Source organism: Aurantimonas sp. HBX-1 (assembly GCF_021391535.1).
In the GTDB taxonomy this organism is placed as follows: Bacteria; Pseudomonadota; Alphaproteobacteria; order Rhizobiales; family Rhizobiaceae; genus Aurantimonas.
Map to the genome: position 1 here is coordinate 245,682 of NZ_CP090066.1, position 19,033 is coordinate 264,714.

Consider the following 19,033-nt stretch of genomic DNA (forward strand, 5'->3'; position numbering starts at 1 on the left):
CGGCAGGGCCGCAGTCTTTTGCCCTGCGAAGGGAACCAGCCCGCGCGACCGGGCTTAAACCTAGAGCGGGTGAAGTCGCGCGGCTGGTCGTCGCGAACAGTGGCGCCGCGCCCGCCATCGCCATGTCGCCGGAGCGCGATACGGCGATGGCCGTGCGATCAATTCGGGAAAGTTCTCATGGACGACGCTATCCAGATGCCGCGCAAGCGGGCCAAGCCGCGTCAGCCCGCAGCCGGGTCCAGTCTTCTGCCCCAGCCGCGGGAAGGGGAAGAGGCGCTGCTGGCGCTGGCCGCCAACCGGGTGGTCATCGAGGGAGTCGCGCCGGAGGTCGACGGCGGCCGCTTCGCCGTCAAGCGCGCCGAGGGCGAGCCGCTGGTCGTCTCGGCCGACGTGTTCAGCGACGGCCACGACAAGATCGCCGCGGCGGTGGTTTACGGGCCGGCCGACGCGGAGGAGAGCTGGGCGGAAGTCCCGCTCGCCTTCATCGTCAACGACCGCTGGTCGGCGGAGATCGTCTTCGACAAGGCCGGTCCCTATCGCTACTCGATCATCGCCTGGCGCGACCTCTATGCGACGTGGCGCGACGAGGCGAAGAAGAAGCGCGACGCCGGCCAGAACATCCAGCTGGAACTCATCGAGGCACGCGAACTGGTGAAGGCCGCCCGCGACTCGGGGCGCGGTTCGCGCGACGACCAGAAATCCCTGCAGAAGCTCGAGGAAAAGCTCGAGAAACTCGGCGCCCAGAACGATCTCGACGGCCAGTACGCGCTGATGCAGGCGCCCGAGACGATCGCGCTGCTGGCGGCGGCCGGCCACCGGACCAACCTGTCGCATTACGCCGGCAAGGTCCCGGTGTGGGTCGACCGGCCGGCGGCGGCCTTCTCGGCGTGGTACGAGCTGATGCCGCGCTCGCAGTCCGGCGACGTCAACCGCCACGGCACGTTCGACGACGTCATCAAGCGCCTGCCCGACATCGAGGAAATGGGCTTCGACGTCCTGTATTTCCCGCCGATCCACCCGATCGGCAAGGTCAACCGCAAGGGCAAGAACAACACGCTGACGCCGGGCCCCGACGATCCGGGCAGCCCCTACGCGATAGGCTCGGCCGAAGGCGGGCACGACGCGATCCATCCCGAACTCGGCACGTTCGAGGATTTCGCCCGGCTGATCGAGGCGGCGAAGGGACACGGGCTGGAGATCGCGCTCGACTTCGCCATACAGTGCTCGCCCGACCATCCGTGGATCCGCGAGCACCCGGAATGGTTCGACTGGCGGCCGGACGGCACGATCCAGTATGCCGAGAACCCGCCGAAGAAATACGAGGACATCGTCAACGTCCATTTCTACCGCGGGGCCCTGCCGTCGATCTGGTACCAGCTGCGCGACATCGTGCTGTTCTGGCTGGACAAGGGCGTGCGGATCTTCCGCGTCGACAACCCGCACACCAAGCCGTTCCCGTTCTGGGAATGGATGATCGCCGAAGTGCGCAAGGTCGATCCCGGCGTCGTCTTCCTCGCCGAGGCGTTTACCCGCCCGAAGGTGATGAAGCGGCTCGCCAAGGTCGGCTACAACCAGTCCTATTCCTACTTCACCTGGCGCAACACCAAGTTCGAGCTGCAGGAATATCTGACAGAGCTGACGCAGGACGACTGCGCCGAGTACATGCGCCCGAACTTCTTCGTCAACACGCCGGACATCAACCCGCTGTATCTGCAGGTCAGCGGCCGGCCGGGCTTCCGCACGCGGCTGGCGCTGGCGGCGACGATGGCGGGCAACTACGGCATCTATTCCGGCTTCGAGCTGTGCGAGTTCCTGCCCGTGCCGGGCAAGGAGGAGTATCTCAACTCCGAGAAATACGAGATCCGCGCCTTCGACTGGAAGGCGCCGGGCAACATCCGCGACGACATCGCCTTCTTCAACCGGCTGCGCCGCAGCGAGCCGGCGATGCGCGACTTCCGCAACCTGGCGTTCTTCAATTTCTGGAACGACAACATCGTCTACTATGCCAAGCGCACGGCGGACCTCTCATCGTTCCTGCTGTTCGCCGTGACGCTCGACCCGCATGCGCCACAGGGCGGACACTTCGAAGTGCCACTGTGGGAACTCGGGCTGCCGGACGACGGCACGGTGATGGTCGAGGACATGGTCACCGGCCAGAGCTTCGTCTGGCGCGGCAAGATCCAGCATTGGTGGATGAACCCGCACGACCGGCCCTATGCCGTCTTCAAGATCACACGCTGACACTCAAGAGCGAAAGCCACTCTCTCCGATGAACGAACAGCTACCCATCGTCGTGACCGACGCGACGTCCGGCCCGAACCCGGATGCGTCCGACTGGTACAAGGACGCGATCATCTACCAGCTGCACGTCAAGACGTTCGCCGATTCCAACGGCGACGGGATCGGCGATTTCGCCGGCCTGCTGGAGAAGCTGGACTACATCCAGGAACTCGGCGTCACGGCGATCTGGCTGCTGCCCTTCTATCCCTCGCCGCTGCGCGACGACGGCTACGACATCGCCGACTATCGCGGCGTCAACCCGTCCTACGGCTCGATCGAGGACGTCGAGCGGCTGATCGAGGAGACCCACAAGCGTGGCATGCGGCTGATCACCGAGCTAGTGATCAACCACACCTCCGACCAGCACCCCTGGTTCCAGGCCGCCCGCAACGCGCCGAAGGGCTCGCCCGAGCGTGACTTCTACGTCTGGGCCGACGACGACAAGGGCTACGAGCTCACCCGGATCATCTTCACCGACACCGAGACGTCCAACTGGACCTGGGACCCGGTGGCCAAGCAGTATTTCTGGCACCGCTTCTTCTCGCACCAGCCGGACCTCAACTTCGACAATCCGAAGGTGCTCGAGGAAGTGCTCTCGGTGATGCACTACTGGCTCGACAAGGGCGTCGACGGGCTGCGGCTCGACGCGATCCCCTATCTGGTCGAGCGCGAGGGTACCAACAACGAGAACCTCTCCGAGACCCACGACGTGCTGAAGGCGATCCGCGCCGACCTCGACACGCACTATCCGGACCGCATGTTGCTCGCCGAGGCCAACCAGTGGCCGGAGGACACGCGGCCGTATTTCGGCGAGGGCGACGAATGCCACATGGCGTTCCACTTCCCGCTGATGCCGCGCATGTACATGGCGCTGGCCCAGGAAGACCGGCACCCGATCACCGACATCATGCGGCAGACGCCGTCGATCCCGGACAACTGCCAGTGGGCGATCTTCCTGCGCAACCATGACGAGCTGACGCTCGAAATGGTGACGGAGGAGGAACGCGACTATCTCTGGTCGACCTACGCCGCCGATACACGCGCCCGGATCAATCTCGGCATCCGCCGGCGCCTGGCGCCGCTGATGGGCAACGACCGCCGCAAGATCGAGCTACTGAACGCCCTGCTGATGTCGATGCCGGGCACGCCGACGCTGTATTACGGCGACGAGATCGGCATGGGCGACAACATCTATCTCGGCGACCGCGACGGCGTGCGCACGCCGATGCAGTGGTCGGCCGACCGCAATGGCGGCTTCTCGCGCGCCGATCCGCAGCGCCTGTACCTGCCGGTGATCCAGGACCCGATCTACGGCTTTCAGGCGGTCAACGTCGAGGCGCAGTCGAGCAATCCCGCCTCGCCGCTGAACTGGGCGCGCCGGTTGATCCAGGTCCGTCGCACCAAGGAGGCCTTCGGCCGCGGCACGATCAACTTCCTCTACCCATCGAACCGCAAGATCCTCGCCTATCTGCGCGAATATGGCGACGAGCAGATCCTGTGCGTCGCCAACCTGTCGGGCTCGGCCCAGGCGGTCGAGCTCGATCTCTCGGCCTATGCCGGGGCAGTGCCGGTGGAGATGCTGGGCCTGTCGGTGTTCCCGGCGGTCGGCGTCGGCTCCTACGTCCTGACGTTGCCGGCCTACGGCTTCTTCTGGTTCGACCTGTCCGCCACGGCGGCAGGGCGCGACCGCAGCGAGCCGACGCCGCTGCCGGCCTTCTCCACCATCGTGGCGGGGACGGACCTCAAGGCCACGATCAATCCGCGCAACCAGCGCGAGCTGGAATCGGTGCTGCCGGAATTCATCGCCGGTCAGCGCTGGTTCGCCGGCAAGTCGGAGCGGCCGCGCCGCCTGTCGCTCGACGTCCTCGGACCGCCGGTGCCGGAATCGCGCCGGCATCTGTTCACCGAGCTGCGGGTCGAGACTAGCGCCGGCGAACACCACTATCTGCTGCCGCTCAGCGCCAAGTGGGGGGAGGACTACCTCAACCCGCAGTCGCCGACGCTGCCCTACACGATCGCCAAGATCCGCCAGGGCCCGCGCATCGGCGCCGTCATCGACGGCGCGCGCGACCCGGACTTCGCCAAGCTGATGATCAGCATGATCGCCGCCGGCACCGAAGTCGATCTCGGCGACGGACGGCTCGAGGTCACGCCCACCACCTCGCGGCGCGAGGCACTGGCGCGGACTCTGCTGATTGAGGCGGACGCGATCCAGGCGCTCGGCGGTGAGCAGTCCAACACCTCGCTTGCCGTCGGCAGCGAGGCGATCCTGAAATATTACCGGCGCCTGCGCGACGGCATCCAGCCGGAGCTGGAGGTGACGCGCTTCCTGACCGAGCAGACCGATTTCGAGGCGGCGCCCGCGCTGCTCGGCTCGGTCGAGCTGGTGCGGCCGGACGGCACGCGGGCGGCGATCGCCGCCCTGTTCGAGCAGGTGCAGAACCAGGGCGACGCCTGGGCGGTGGTGACCGACGCGCTCGCCCGCTATCTGCGCGACAACGCCTATGTCCACCAGGACGCGCCGGAGGAAATCCCGGAGGCCGGCATGGCCGGCGAGAAGCTGGCGATCCAGATCGACGCCGGCACGGTGCTCGGCACCCGGACCGGCCAGATGCATGCGGCGCTCGCCACCGTGACCGGCAACCCGGACTTCGATCCGGAGCCGATCGACGCGGCGGCGCTGGCGCAGATGGTCGCCGAGGCGCGGGAGGAAGCCAGCGCCTCGCTGGTGCTGCTGCGCGGCCAGCGCGAGGCGAGCGGCGCCGTCGGCGCCGAGGACATCGACCGGCTGATTGCCGCCGAGCCGGCGATCCTCGCCTGGTTCGACGGCTTCACGGGCCTCGACGTCACCACCCACCGCACCCGCATCCACGGCGACTACCATCTCGGCCAGGTGCTGGTTGCCAAGAACGACGTGGTGATCCTCGATTTCGAGGGCGAACCGGGCCGCGAACTGGCGGAGCGGCGGCAGAAATCGTCGCCGCTGCGCGACGTCGCCGGCATGCTGCGCTCCTTCGACTACGCCGCCTTCGCCGCCCGCGACCGCACCGGTCCGGCCGACGAGGCGACGGTGGAGCGGCTGCGCGAAATGGCCGAGACCTGGCGCGACGAAGTGTCGGCCACGTTCCTGAGCAACTGGAGCGCCGCATCGGGCATCTCGCTCGACGATGATGCGACGGCCCGCCTGCTCGACCTCTTCATTCTGCAAAAGGCGTTCTACGAGCTCCGCTACGAGGCGGCGATGCGACCTGCATGGCTGTCGATCCCGCTGCGCGGGATCATCGCGCTCCTCGAGAAACGACAGGTACTTTCATGACCATCAGCAATCCCAGGACCGGAGCGGGCGCCGCTCCGATCGACCATCGCATGGTGCCGGAGGCCGCCGCGGCGATCGCCAACGGCCAGCATGGGGACCCGTTCGCCGTGCTCGGCCCGCACGCTGTCGACGGCGGGGTGATCGTCCGCGTCTTCCGGCCGGGCGCCGACAGCGCCACGGTGATCGATGCGTCCGGCCAGGCCCTCGCGGCGCTGGAAGCCACCGAGCAGGACGGCCTGTTCTCCGGCTTCCTGCCGGGCCGGAGCGGCGGCGAGGCCTACCGGCTGCGCTACACGCACGGCGCCGACAGCTGGGAAGAGGAGGACACTTATCGCTTCGGCACGCTGCTCGGCGAACAGGACGTCTATTTCCTTGCCGAGGGCAACCATTACCGGCTCTACGAGCGGCTGGGCGCGCATCCGAAGACCATGGACGGCGTCGAGGGCACCGCCTTCGCCGTCTGGGCCCCGAACGCCAGGCGGGTCTCGGTGGTCGGCAACTTCAACAGCTGGGATGGTCGGCGCCACGTGATGCGCCAGCGCCACGAGACCGGCATGTGGGAGCTGTTCGTCCCGCATATCGGGCGCGGCGAGGTCTACAAATACGAGCTGATCGGACGCGACGGCAACGTTCTGCCGCTGAAGGCCGATCCGGTCGGCTTCCGCCAGGAGATGGCGCCGTCCACCGCCTCGATCGTGGACGGGCTGGTGCAGCACGAGTGGCAGGACGCCGAGTTCCAGAGCCACGGCAAGGACTGGCAGGACCGCGAGAAGGCCATCACCATCTACGAGGTGCATCTCGGCTCCTGGATGCGCGGCGACGGCGATGCCTTCCTCGACTACGACGAGCTGGCGGACCAGCTGGTGCCGTACGTCAAGGACATGGGCTTCACCCATGTCGAGCTGCTGCCGGTGTCGGAGCACCCGTTCTACGGTTCCTGGGGCTACCAGCCGATCGGCCTGTTCGCGCCGACCGCCCGCCACGGCACGCCCGAGGGCTTCGCCCGCCTCGTCGACGCCTTCCACCAGGCCGGCATCGGCGTGCTGCTCGACTGGGTGCCGGGGCATTTCCCGACCGACGTGCATGGCCTCGGCCTGTTCGACGGGACCCCGCTCTACGAGCATCCCGACCCCAAGCGCGGCTTCCACAGGGACTGGAACACGCTGATCTACGACTACGGGCGCCGCGAGGTGGAGAACTTCCTGGTCGCCAACGGTCTCTACTGGCTCGACCAGTTCCATATCGACGGGCTGCGCGTCGATGCGGTGGCGTCGATGCTGTATCTCGACTATTCGCGCGAGCACGGCGAGTGGGAGCCCAACATCTACGGTGGCCGCGAAAACCTCGAGGCGATCGCCTTCCTGCGGGACACCAACGAGCGGGTCGGCGAATACTATCCCAAGGCGACCACCCACGCCGAGGAATCGACCGCCTTCCCGGACGTCTCGCGGCCGACATCGGCGGGCGGGCTCGGCTTCCACTTCAAGTGGAACATGGGCTGGATGCACGACACGCTGCATTACATGCAGGAAGATCCGATCAACCGGCGCTACCACCATCACCACATGACCTTCGGGATGGTCTACGCCTATTCGGAGAACTTCGTCCTGCCGCTGAGCCACGACGAGGTGGTCTACGGAAAGGGCTCGCTGCTCGGCAAGATGCCGGGCGACCAGTGGCAGAAATTCGCCAATCTGCGCGCCTATTTCGGCTTCATGTGGGGCCACCCGGGCAAGAAGCTGATCTTCATGGGCGGCGAGTACGGCCAGGTCGGCGAGTGGAACCACGACCGCTCGCTCGACTGGCACCTGCTCGATCAGCCCGAGCACAAGGGCGTGCAACGTCTCGTCCGCGACCTCAACACGATGTATCGCGAGATCCCGGCGCTGCACGAGCTCGACTGCGACCCGGCCGGCTTCGAGTGGATCGACACCGCCAATGTCGAGCAGAGCGTCATCGCCTTCCTGCGCAAGGACAAGCAGGGGCGCAACGTGCTGATCGTCTCGAACTTCACCCCGGTGCCGCGCCATGACTACGCGATCGGCGTGCCGCAGGGCGGGCGCTGGGTCGAGCGGCTGAACACCGATGCCGACATCTACGGCGGCTCCAATGTCGGCAATCTGGGCGGCAAGGAGGCCTCCGAGCATTCGGTCCACGGCCGGCCGTTCTCGATCTCGCTGACCCTGCCGCCGCTCGCCACCATCGTCCTGGTGCAGCAGGACTGAGGTCCCCTGCCGGCCGGCCGGGCTGACAGCTCCGCCGGCCGGCGATAAGACCGGTCCCCGTGACGGGCTTCGGCCCCGGAACCGGGGAGCTTTCCATGACCGCCATCCGCAACGTCCTGTCGATCGCCGGGTCCGACCCTTCGGGCGGCGCCGGGATCCAGGCCGACCTCAAGGCGTTCTCCGCCAACGGCGTCTACGGCATGGCCGTGGTCACCGCCCTGACGGCGCAGAACACGCAAGGGGTCAGCGGCGTCGAACTGGTCTCGCCGGACTTCGTGACCCGGCAGATCGACGCGATCTTCGCCGATATCCGCGTCGACGCGGTGAAGATCGGCATGGTGGCGACGGCCGGCATCGCGGCGGCGATCGCCGCGGCGATGCGGCGCCACCGGCCGGCCCACGTGGTGCTCGATCCAGTGATGATCGCCAAGGGCGGCGACCGGCTGCTCGCCGAGGAAGCGGTCGTGGCGATGCGGTCGGAGCTGCTGCCGCTGGCGACGATGATCACGCCGAACATTCCGGAGGCCGCCGTCCTGCTCGGCGCGGCGGAAGCCGCAGACAGCGGGCAGATGGAAGAGGCGGCGCGGGCGCTGACGGCGCTCGGCTGCGGCGCGGCCCTGGTCAAGGGCGGGCATCTGCCGGCCGCCGACAGCCCGGACGTGCTGTTCGCCGCAGGCCGTGCCACCTGGTTCGAGGGGCGGCGCGTCGAGACGCGCAACACCCACGGGACCGGCTGCACCCTGTCGTCGGCGATCGCGGCACAGCTGGCGCTGACCTCCGACCCGGTCGAATCCGTCCGGCGCGCGAAGGCCTATGTCGCCGAGGCGATCGCCGCGTCAGGCCGGCTGGGAGTCGGCTCCGGCCACGGGCCGACGCATCATTTTCACGCGCATTGGTGAGCCGGCACCGGATGGCCGGGCAGGGCGGAACGGCCCAGTTCCGGCGGGGCTTCGAAGAGCACCAGCTCGACGCGGTTGCGTCCCCGGCGCTTGGCCTCGTAGAGCGCCGCGTCGGCGGCTTCGACGAGCGCGTCGACCGGCTGCGCGACGGTCGCCGCGGCCACGCCGACGCTGACCGTCGCCCCGGCGCTGTTGCCGGGTCCCCCGGCGAAGGCTTCGACGATCGCCCAGCCGAGACTCGACGCGTCGCCGGCGCTCGTCCGCGGCAGGAACACGGCGAATTCCTCGCCGCCCAGCCGGGCAAACACCGCCTCGCGCGGCAGGCAGGCGCGGGCGGTGGCGACGAATTCCTGCAGCACGCGGTCGCCGAAGGCGTGGCCGTGGGTGTCGTTGAGGCGCTTGAAGTGGTCGAGGTCGAACAGCATGACGGCGACTGGCGCCGCGTGGCGCGGGGCCGGCGCCGCGAGGGCCTTGCTGCTCATGCCGAGAAAGGCGCGCCGGTTGTAGACGCCGGTGAGCGGATCGATGTGGGCGAGGATCGCGAGGTCGGACTCGCGCCGTCCGCGCACCGCCGACGTCATCAGCAGCGCCAGCAGCACGGCGACGAAGACGCCGTGGAACAGGCCGGCCGAGACGGCGAACCCCTCGAACCGGCCGAGATTGACGAAGGCGCCCTCGACGCCGACCAGGCCGGCGCGCACCGCGTAGACGAGGCCATGGAAGGCGAAGAGCCCGCCGAGCATGCGCTGGTTCGCCGACCCGTCGTCGGCCCGCAGCAGCAGCCAGGCACAGGCGAGCGCATAGACGCTGACGGTGAGGGAATTGACGAGGACCAGCAGCGGCGCGCTGCCGAGATCGGCCGGCAGCAGGTAGCAGACCGCCCAGGGCAGGAGCGCGGCGAGCCACACCGGCCGCGGCCGTACCCCGACATGCATGGCGACCCCGGCGAGGAAGCAGGCGTGGCCCATGACCAGCAGGCCGTGCGGCAGCCAGATCCCGGCGAGATACCAGCCGGCCATCCGGGAGACCGACAGGGTCGAGCCGGCGGCGATGCAGGCAAACCCGATGCTCCAGAAGCCGATCGCCGGCTCGCGGCCCCGGCGCCATTCATTGCCGAGGGAAAGCGCGGCGATCAGGGCGATCCCACCGGTCAGCAGGATCATGGTGGGAGCGTCGACGTGCATCAAAAGAACCGGGAACGATCGCAGTTATCCGGCCCGAAATAATCATGCGGGCGTTACCAAGGCGTTCACTGACCGGTTCGTCACGCGTCGCCGATGGGGACCATGTCGACGGCGTGGCGGGTGCGCTGCCGGCCGGTGGTGACGAACGCGCCCGCCACGGGGGCGACGTCGGCATAGTCGCGTCCCACGGCTACGACGACGTGGTCGTCGCCCGCGACGATGCCGTTGGTCGGATCGAACCCGACCCAGCCGAGCGCGTCGCCGAGCCAGGCCTCGACCCAGGCATGCATCGCGTCGGCGCCTTCCAGCCGCGGCCGGCCGGGCGGCGGATCGGTGCGCAGGAAGCCGCTGACATAGGCCGCCGGGATGCCGCGGGCCCGCAAGGCGGCGATCATGACATGCGCGAAGTCCTGGCAGACGCCGCTGCGCTGCCGGAACGCTGCGGCGACGCTGGTGCGCACGTCGGTCGAGCCGGGGAGATAGGCAAAATCCGCCTTGATGCGCCTCGTGAGCGCCATGATCGCCGGGCCGGCCGATCCCGGCGCGGCGAATGTCGGCTCGGCATAGGCCGTCAGGGCGGCGAGCGGCGCCACGATGCGGCTCGCGCCGGTGAAATGCATCGGCGCCGCGCCGCCGCTGTCGCGGTCGAGGAACGCGGCCTCCGCGAGTTCCGCGAGCGGCGGCGCCAAGGCCAGATCGACGGCCGGGCGGTCCACCCGGACCCTTGCCCGCATCTCCACCGAGAGGTTGCGGTGCGGGCGGTGAAACGCCACCGCGTCCACGGCATTGCCAAAGAAGTCGCGTTCCTCGACGCATTCGTCGGGAAGCGGCGCGAGCGTCAGCGACAGGCCCGTGACGGTCTGGTCGTGGTCGGTGCGGGGCCGCACCCGCAGGCTGTGGCGGGCGTCGGTGACCGCGGAGCGGTAGTCGTAGGCGATCTTCAGCGTCAGGTCGTAGATCATTCCGGCGCCGCCCGGTCCGGCCGGGCGCCCGGGCTCGACAGCAGGTAGCGCTCGGTCAGGAGGTCGGAGATCAGGCCGAGATCGCCTTCGGCGCGGTCGAGAAAGGCGGTGTCGATTTCGGAGGCATCGGCCGTCTGCAGCCGGACCTTCAGCCGCGCGATGCGCCGCGACAGGAGGTCAGGCGATTCGGCGGCATGCATGCCGGGCAGTTCCGCCAGCCGGTCGGCGAGGCTGTTGACCTGGAAGGCCACCGAGCGCGGATTGAGCGGATCGAGCACGGTCAGGTCGACGACCGTCTCGCGCGACAGCTCGACGGAATAGCGGCGCCGGTAGGTGACGCGGCTGTCGGTGAATTCCAGGAGGCCCTCCAGCGCGCCTTCCGGCGCATCGCCGGCGAGCAGCACCGAGGCCACGTGCGCCGACATGCGGCCGCGCTCGATGCGCCGCCCGCACTGCATGAAGCGCCAGCCGGCGAACTGGTACATGTTCTCGCGCACCAGACCGGTGAAACCGGAGAGGCGGGTGAGGATCTGGTTGGCGAGCGCCACCGTGTCGTGGCCCTCGTCGGCCTGGGCATCCTGGATGAGCGCCACCAGCTCGTCCAGCGTGCGCCAGCCGTCCGGCGAAAAGCGGTCGCGGATGCGCGAGGCGGTGTCGGCGGCGCGGCGGGCGAGGGCGAGCAGCCCCTTCGCCATGGCGGCGGGCGCGACGCCGAGCCCGGCGAGCAGCGCCTCGACCCGCGCGTCGATCTCCCCCGTCGGCAAGAGTTCGCCCTGCCGGCCGGCGTGCAGCCGCACGAGGCGGGTCGCGACCTCGCAGCGCTCGGCATAGCGGCCGAGCCAGAACAGATTGTCGGCGGCGCGCGCCGGCAGGGCGCCGGGGACCCGCCGCAGGAAACGGCTGTCGCGCGGCAGCAGGGTGATCGGCCGGGGCGCCTCGCCTGAAGGGATCCAGACGTCGGCGGAGCGGCCGCCCGCCTGCATCGACACGGCGCGGGCGTCGCGGGAGTCGGCGATGCGGGCAAAGCCGCCCGGCATGACGTGCCAGCCCGCCTCGTCGCGGGACAGGAACACCCGCCAGGTCACCGGCCGCGGCTCCAGCTCGCCGTCGATGAACACCGGCGCCGTCGACAAAGCCGCGATCTCTTCGGCGACGAGGCCGATGCCCTCCGAGGCGGGCATGTCCGGCCGGTAGAGGGCGTCGGCCGTCGGCCCGGGCTGCGTCCCGGCCGCTGGAGGGAAGGCCGAGGCCAGCTGCAGGCGCTCACGGTTCGCGGCGACGAAGCGGCGCTCGCTCTCCTGCCCGCACCACCAGGTGGCGATGGTCGGCAGCGCCAGTTCCTCGCCGATCAGTGCCCTGGCGAGCGGCTTCTGGAACGCCATCAGCGCGCGGCTTTCGAGGATTCCCGAACCGGGTGCGTTGATCACGGCGAGCGCGCCGGAGCGGATGGCGCGCAACAGGCCGGGCGTGCCGATGCGCGAGCCGCCAAACAGTTCGAGCGGATCGCAGAACTCGGCGTCGAGGCGGCGCCACAGCACCCGGATCGGCTGGAAGCCGTCGACGGTCCGCACGTCCGCCCGGTCGCGATGCACGACGAGATCGCCGCCCTCGAGCAGCAGCAGGCCGAGATAGCGGGCGAGATAGGCGTGCTCGAAATAGGTCTCGTTGTGAGGGCCCGGCGTCAGCAGGCCGATGCCCGACATGTCGCCGCCGGCAAGGCCGTTCAGCATCTCGCGGAAGCGATGGAAGAAGGCGGCCATCCGCTCGACATTCATCTGCCGGGCAAGGTCCGGAAACGCCTTCGACGTCGCCACCCGGTTCTCCAGCGCGAAGCCGGCGCCGGACGGCGCCTGGGTGCGGTCGCCGAGCACCCACCAGCGTCCGTCGGGGCCCCTGCCGAGATCGACGGCGATGAAGCGGATCAGCGGCTCGCCGGCGCGGCCCTGGTCGGCGAGCGGGCGCAGGAACTCCGGGTTGCTGCCGAGGATCGGGCCGGGCAGCACGCCCTCGCGGACCAGTTTCCGCTCGCCGTAGATGTCGCCGAGCAGGCGTTCGAGAAACTCGGCGCGCTGCACCAGGCCGCTTGCCAGCCCGGCCCATTCCGCCGGATCGACGACCAGCGGCGGCTGCGACAGCGGCCACTCGCGCTCTTCCTCGTCGGCATCGCCCGGCCGGTAGATGCGGTGGTGGACCCCGGCCTCGCTCAGATACTGGCTGGCGCTGCGAAACCGCGCCTCGCGTTCGGGCGCGGGCATGGCGCCCAGCGCGTCGACCAGCGGCCGGTAGTGCGGCCGGACGCTGCCGTCGGCTGCCAGCATCTCGTCCCGGCCGGTGCCGACGAGCGAGGCGTAACGCGGGAACGGGGACCTGGACACAGTTTCTTGCATGCGGAGGAATCGACCTTTCGACGCCGACTGCTATAGCAGCCTTCGCTCCGCCGAACATCGCCAGAGAACGGACCCCATGCGCGCCCAACTTCGCACCCTGCTCAGCTCGCGCCGGTGGGAATTCTTCATCGTCGCCGTCATCCTCGTCAACGCCGTCACGCTGGGGCTGGAAACCGACGCTTCGGTGATGGGCGCGATCGGGCCGTTGCTCACCTTCCTGGACCGGCTGACGCTGGCGATCTTCGTCGTCGAGATCACGCTGCGCATCTATGCCTTCGGCTGGCGCTTCTTCCGCGATCCCTGGAGCCTGTTCGACTTTACCGTGGTGGCGATCTCGCTGCTGCCGGCGACCGGGCCGCTGACGGTGCTGCGCGCCCTGCGGATCCTGCGGGTGCTGCGGCTGATCTCGATGATCCCGTCGCTGCGGCGGGTCATCGGCGGTCTGATCGCGGCGCTGCCCGGCATGGGCTCGATCATCGTCCTCTTGCTGCTGGTCTTCTACGTCTTCGCGGTGATGGCGACGAAGCTCTACGGCGCCGCATTCCCCGACTGGTTCGGCAGCGTCGGCGCCTCGGTCTACACGCTGTTCCAGGTGATGACGCTGGAAAGCTGGTCGATGGGCATCGTGCGGCCGGTGATGGAGGCCTATCCGCTCGCCTGGCTGTTCTTCGTGCCGTTCATCCTGTCGACCACCTACGCGGTGCTCAACCTGTTCATCGGTGTCATCGTCTCGGCGATGCAGGAGGAGCACCAGGCGGAGGACGAGGCCGGCCGCGAGCAGGTGCACGACGACAACCGCATGATCATCGAGGAGATGAAGGCGCTGCGGCTGGAGATGGCGGCGCTGAAGAGCCGGCTCGGCCAGGGCGGCGCGGACATGCCGCGGCCCTGACCGACAGAAGGTCGGCGGCCCGCGTCAGCCGGCGAGGAAGGCCGGCCGGCGCAGATCCAGCGTCGTCGGGAAGGCCGGGTCGGGCACTTCCCGCACCGGCTCGTAGCTGCCCGGCGTGTGGCCGATCTCCTCGAAGCGCGCCAGCCGCCGCGCCTCGGCCTCGTAGGCATTGACCGGGAAGACGTCGTAGTTGCGCCCGCCCGGATGGGCGACATGGTAGATGCAGCCGCCGAGCGAGCGCTTCGACCAGCGATCGTAGATGTCGAAGGTCAGCGGCGCGTGCACCGGGATGGTCGGGTGCAGGCCGGAGGCCGGCTGCCAGGCCTTGAAGCGCACGCCGCCGACCGCCGCCTTGCCGTTGCCGGTCGCCGTCAGCGGCACCTGGCGGCCGTTGCAGGTGACGACATGGCGCGACGGGTCGTAGTCGCCGAGCTTGACCTGCAGCCGCTCCACCGAGGAATCGACGAAGCGCACCGTGCCGCCGATCGCGCCGGTCTCGCCCATCACATGCCAGGGCTCCAGCGCCTGGCGCAGCTCCAGCGTGACGCCCTCGCGCTCGATCTTGCCGCAGAACGGGAAGCGGAACTCGGCCTGCGCCTCGAACCATTCCGGCCGCATCGGATAGCCGGAGCGCTCCAGGTCGCCGAGAACGTCGAGGAAATCCTGCCAGACGAATTCCGGCAGCATGAAGCGGTCGTGCAGCGTGGTACCCCAGCGGGCGAACTTGCCGTCCTCGGGCTGCTTCCAGAACCTGGCGATCAGCGCCCGCACCAGCAGCTGCTGGGCCAGGCTCATCCGCGCGTCCGGCGGCATCTCGAAGGCGCGGAACTCGACGAGGCCGAGCCGGCCGGTCGGGCCGTCCGGCGAATACAGCTTGTCGATGCAGATCTCGGCGCGGTGGGTGTTGCCGGTGACGTCGATCAGCAGGTTGCGGAACAGCCGGTCGGTGAGCCACGGCGGCACGGTGGATGAATCCGCCGGGATCTGCGCCATGGCGATCTCCAGCTCGTAGAGCTGGTCGTGGCGGCCCTCGTCGACGCGCGGCGCCTGGCTGGTCGGTCCGATGAACATGCCGGAGAACAGGTAGGACAGCGAGGGATGGCGCTGCCAGTAGAGCACCAGCGACTTCAGGAGGTCCGGCCGGCGCAGGAAGGGCGAATCCAGCGGCGTCGCGCCGCCGACCACGACATGGTTGCCGCCGCCGGTGCCGGCATGCTTGCCGTCGATCATGAACTTGTCGGTGCCGAGGCGCGACTGGCGCGCGTCCTCGTAGACGCCGGTGGTGATCGCGACGCTCTCGCGCCAGGACGCGGCGGGATGGACGTTCACCTCGATGACGCCGGGGTCCGGCGCGACGCGGATGACGTTGAGGCGCGGGTCGACCGGCGGGGCATAGCCCTCGATCTGCACCGGCAGGCCCTCGGCCTCGGCGACCTCCTCGACGGCCGCCAGCAGCTCCAGATAGGCCTCGGCCGATTCCAGCGGCGGCATGAACACGCAGAGCTTGCCGTCGCGCGGCTCGATGGCGAGGGCGGTGCGCACGAAGCCGGCGATCTCGGCCGGTTCCGTCGGGCCCGTGCCGGCGGCCGCGGCAGAGCCGCCCGTCGTCGATGCCCACGCGGCGCCGCCCGGCACCTGGCCCGTGCTGCCCGTGTCCTCGGCGCCGCCGCGTGCCGGCGACTGCATCTCGGTGCGCCCGAACTGCGCGCGCTGCTGCGGCGACAGCGGCGGGAAGGGCTGCGTCGGGTCTGCCGGGTGGTGGTAGGGATAGTCGCCGGCTTCCAGATGCGGCAGCGAGGCGAGGGGCAGCCGGTAGCCGAGCGCCGAATCCCCGGGCGTCAGGAACAGATGGCCGCGCCGCGTCGCCCAACGCTCCGACAGCCAGCGCACCTTGCCGGCGCGTGCCTGCCAGGCCTGCACCGGCAGGACGAAGCCGGCGGGCCGCGACAGGCCGCGGCTGAACACGGTGGCGAGGCGGGCGCGTTCCTCGCGGTCCTCGAGCTTGGAGTCGGTCGGATCGACATTGTCCGGCAGCTGCGCCTCGCGGGCCAACCAGTAGGCGGAATCCTCGAAGGCCGGCTGGGCGTTCGTCGGATCGACGCCGAGCGTCTCGGCGACCTTGACCGCCATGTGCTCGGCCTCTGCGATGCCGACCGGCTCGGCCGCCGTCTCGCGGGCGACCAGATCGGCGTTCCGCCAGATCGGTACGCCGTCCTTTCGCCAGTAGAGCGAAAAGGTCCAGCGCGGCAGCGTCTCGCCCGGATACCACTTGCCCTGGCCGTGATGCAGGAAGCCGCCCGGCGCGAAACGCTCGCGCAGCCGGCGGATCAGGTCGTCGGCAAGGCCGCGCTTCATCGGCCCGGTGGCGTCGGCGTTCCATTCGGGCGACTCGAACTCGTCGATCGACACGAAGGTCGGCTCGCCGCCCATGGTCAGCCGGACGTCGCCGGCCTGCAGTTCGGCGTCGACCCGCTCGCCGAGCGCGTCGAGCGCTTGCCAGCTCTCCTCCGAGAAAGGGTAGGAGACGCGCGGCCGCTCGGCGATGCGCTGCACCGTCATCTCGAACTCGAACTCGACGCCCGCCGGGTCGACGGCGCCGGTGATCGGCGCGGCCGAGCGGTAATGCGGCGTCGCGGCCAGCGGCACGTGGCTTTCGCCGGTGAGCAGGCCGGAGGTCGGGTCCAGCCCGATCCAGCCGGCGCCGGGCAGGTAGACCTCGGCCCAGGCGTGCAGATCGGTGAAGTCGACGGTCGTGCCGGCCGGGCCTTCCAGCGCCACGCGGTCCGGCTTCAGCTGGATCAGGTAGCCGGAGACGAAGCGGGCGGCGAAGCCCAGATGCCGCATCACCTGGACCAGCAGCCAGGAGGAGTCCCGGCACGAGCCGGAGCCGATGCCGAGCGTCTCGTCCGGCGTCTGCACGCCGGGCTCCATGCGCACGAGATAGTTGACGCGCTGCTCGATCAGGCGGTTCAGCCCGACCAGGAAGTCCACCGTGTGGGTCTCGCTGCGGTCGAGTTCGGCCAAGAAGCGCTGCAGCTCGGGGCCGGCGGGCTCGGCGCCGAGATAGGCCGTCAGATCCGTCCGCAGCGGCTCCTCGTAGGTGAAGGGCCAGGCCTCGGCGGCTTCCTCGACGAAGAAGTCGAACGGGTTGTAGACCGTCATGTCGGCGACGAGGTCGACCTCGATGCGGAATTCCGTCGCCGGTTCCGGGAAGACGAAGCGCGCGAGGTAGTTGCCGAACGGGTCCTGCTGCCAATTGACGAAGTGCCCCTCGGGCAGGACCTTCAGCGAGTAGGATGGCACCTTGGTGCGCGAATGCGGCGCGGGCCGCAGCCGGATCACCTGCGGGCCGAGCCGGACCGGCCGGTCGTAGCGGTAGTGGGTGACGTGGTGCAGGGCAGCAAGGATCGACATCGGCGCTTTCTGGTGGGCGGATCCGGCGGGATGGGCAAGGAACCATAACCGTCAGGATGCAGGCGGCAAGTCGCGGCGACCCGGGTCGCCACGCTTGTTGCAATGCACATGGGGCGGAACCCTCGGCGTGCCAGCGCATTGTTGCGCGCAACGGCCGGATTCGGCGCGCAAGGCGTCGCAGAGGGGAATCATGAAGCTTTTCACCTGCTCCTTCTGCTCGAACGTCCTCTATTTCGAGAACGTCGTCTGCGAGCGCTGCAACCACGCGCTCGGCTACGAGCCGTCCTCCAACCGCATGCTGGCGCTCGATCCCGAGGACGGGATCTGGCGGGCGGCCGGCAGCCATGCCGGCGGCGGCCAGTGGAAATATTGCGGCAACTACGTCCATGGCGTCTGCAACTGGCTGATCGCCGGCGACAATCCGGACGAGCTCTGCACCGCCTGCCGCCACAACATCACCGTGCCGGACTATTCCGACGCCGCGCGCGTCGAGCTGTGGCGGCGCATGGAGGTGGCGAAGCGGCGGATGATCTACACCGCGATGCGCCTGCATCTGCCGCTGGTCACCCGCACCGAGGATCCGGAAGGGCTCGGCTTCGCCTTCCTCTCGGACGATGCCGAGCCGAGCGGCAAGGTGATGACCGGTCACGACGAGGGGCTGATCACCATCGCCCTGGTCGAGGCGGACGACGCTCAGCGGGAAACCCGCCGCACCTCAATGGGCGAGCCCTACCGCACGCTGCTCGGGCATTTCCGCCACGAGGTCGGCCACTGGTACTGGGACCGGCTGGTGCGCGACGGCGGCGCGCTCGAGGAATGCCGCGCCATCTTCGGCGACGACGAGGCCGACTACGGCGAGGCGCTGCAGGCGCATTACGCCAACGGCCCGAAGCCCGACTGGCAGATGAGCTACGTCTCCTCCTATGCTGGCTCGCACGCCTGGGAGGATTTCGCCGAGACCTGGGCGCACTACTTCCACATCGTCGACACGCTGGAGGTCGGCAACAGCTGGGGGGTGGGTGTCGATCCGCGCGTGCCGGACAGCGACCTGCTGACCACGAGCATCGACTTCGACGTCTTCGCCGATCACGTGCCGATCCGGCAGATCACCGATGCCTGGCTGGCGCTGTCGGCGGCGCTCAACTCGTTCAACCGGGCGATGGGGCACCAGGATCTCTACCCGTTCGTGCTGTCGGACGTGGTCATCGGCAAGCTCGGCTTCATCCACGACCTCGTCCACGGCCGCATCGGCGCCGGCAGGGCCAGCCGCGCCGCCGCCTGAGCGGCGCATTTCCGCCGGCCGATGAATGGCTGGATGGCGAAAAACTGCCCCCCGCAGGGTGGAACGATCCGGTCCCGCTCCACTTAGCTGCATAGGGACGGTGATCGACGCGGGCGCTTCAGCGGTTGGCTGGCGCGCGAGCGTGACTGCTTGCCGTAAACATCAGTCGGAGACTTTCAGGCCCTGACGGGG

At 69.2% G+C, this 19,033-nt stretch carries 10 protein-coding genes; 6 read left to right on the top strand and 4 right to left on the bottom strand.

The window, feature by feature from the left end:
• Positions 1-177: 177 nt before the first annotated feature.
• From LXB15_RS01230 to thiD, 4 genes are all read left to right on the top strand, one after another.
• A complete protein-coding gene (locus LXB15_RS01230) occupies positions 178-2,241 on the top strand; it encodes an alpha-1,4-glucan--maltose-1-phosphate maltosyltransferase (protein ID WP_233950488.1) in 2,064 nt (687 codons plus the stop codon).
• A 28-nt stretch (positions 2,242-2,269) separates the two neighbouring features.
• Entirely contained in the window at positions 2,270-5,596 is a 3,327-nt protein-coding gene (treS, locus tag LXB15_RS01235) for a maltose alpha-D-glucosyltransferase (protein ID WP_233950489.1), read from the top strand.
• Positions 5,593-7,821 (top strand): 1,4-alpha-glucan branching protein GlgB, encoded by a 2,229-nt coding sequence (gene glgB / locus LXB15_RS01240; RefSeq protein WP_233950490.1) that lies wholly within the window; start codon positions 5,593-5,595, stop codon positions 7,819-7,821. The genes treS and glgB overlap by 4 nt, the downstream gene beginning before the upstream one ends.
• A gap of 95 nt (positions 7,822-7,916) precedes the next feature.
• A complete protein-coding gene (gene thiD, locus LXB15_RS01245; RefSeq protein ID WP_233950491.1) occupies positions 7,917-8,720 on the top strand; it encodes a bifunctional hydroxymethylpyrimidine kinase/phosphomethylpyrimidine kinase in 804 nt (267 codons plus the stop codon).
• Here thiD and LXB15_RS01250 read toward each other — a convergent pair.
• From LXB15_RS01250 to LXB15_RS01260, 3 genes are all read right to left on the bottom strand, one after another.
• Positions 8,705-9,904, bottom strand: coding sequence for a GGDEF domain-containing protein (locus tag LXB15_RS01250; protein ID WP_233950492.1), 1,200 nt, complete (start codon positions 9,902-9,904; stop codon positions 8,705-8,707). The genes thiD and LXB15_RS01250 overlap by 16 nt on opposite strands.
• A gap of 80 nt (positions 9,905-9,984) precedes the next feature.
• Positions 9,985-10,866 carry a transglutaminase family protein gene (locus tag LXB15_RS01255; protein WP_233950493.1) on the bottom strand — a complete coding sequence of 294 codons (882 nt, stop codon included), beginning with the start codon at positions 10,864-10,866 and terminating at the stop codon, positions 9,985-9,987.
• Complete coding sequence (locus LXB15_RS01260; protein ID WP_233950494.1) at positions 10,863-13,241, bottom strand: circularly permuted type 2 ATP-grasp protein; 2,379 nt, start codon at positions 13,239-13,241, stop codon at positions 10,863-10,865. The genes LXB15_RS01255 and LXB15_RS01260 overlap by 4 nt, the downstream gene beginning before the upstream one ends.
• A gap of 88 nt (positions 13,242-13,329) precedes the next feature.
• On the opposite strand from LXB15_RS01260, the gene LXB15_RS01265 reads away from it, so the two are divergent.
• Positions 13,330-14,145, top strand: a complete 816-nt coding sequence (locus tag LXB15_RS01265) for an ion transporter (protein WP_233950495.1) — start codon at positions 13,330-13,332, stop codon at positions 14,143-14,145.
• Positions 14,146-14,169: 24 nt separating this feature from the next.
• Here the strand turns inward: LXB15_RS01265 and LXB15_RS01270 are convergent, their stop codons facing one another.
• Complete coding sequence (locus tag LXB15_RS01270; RefSeq protein WP_233950496.1) at positions 14,170-17,559, bottom strand: DUF2126 domain-containing protein; 3,390 nt, start codon at positions 17,557-17,559, stop codon at positions 14,170-14,172.
• Between the two features lie 190 nt (positions 17,560-17,749).
• Here LXB15_RS01270 and LXB15_RS01275 point away from each other — a divergent pair, with 190 nt between their 5' ends.
• Complete coding sequence (locus tag LXB15_RS01275; RefSeq protein WP_233950497.1) at positions 17,750-18,841, top strand: putative zinc-binding metallopeptidase; 1,092 nt, start codon at positions 17,750-17,752, stop codon at positions 18,839-18,841.
• Positions 18,842-19,033: the final 192 nt, after the last annotated feature.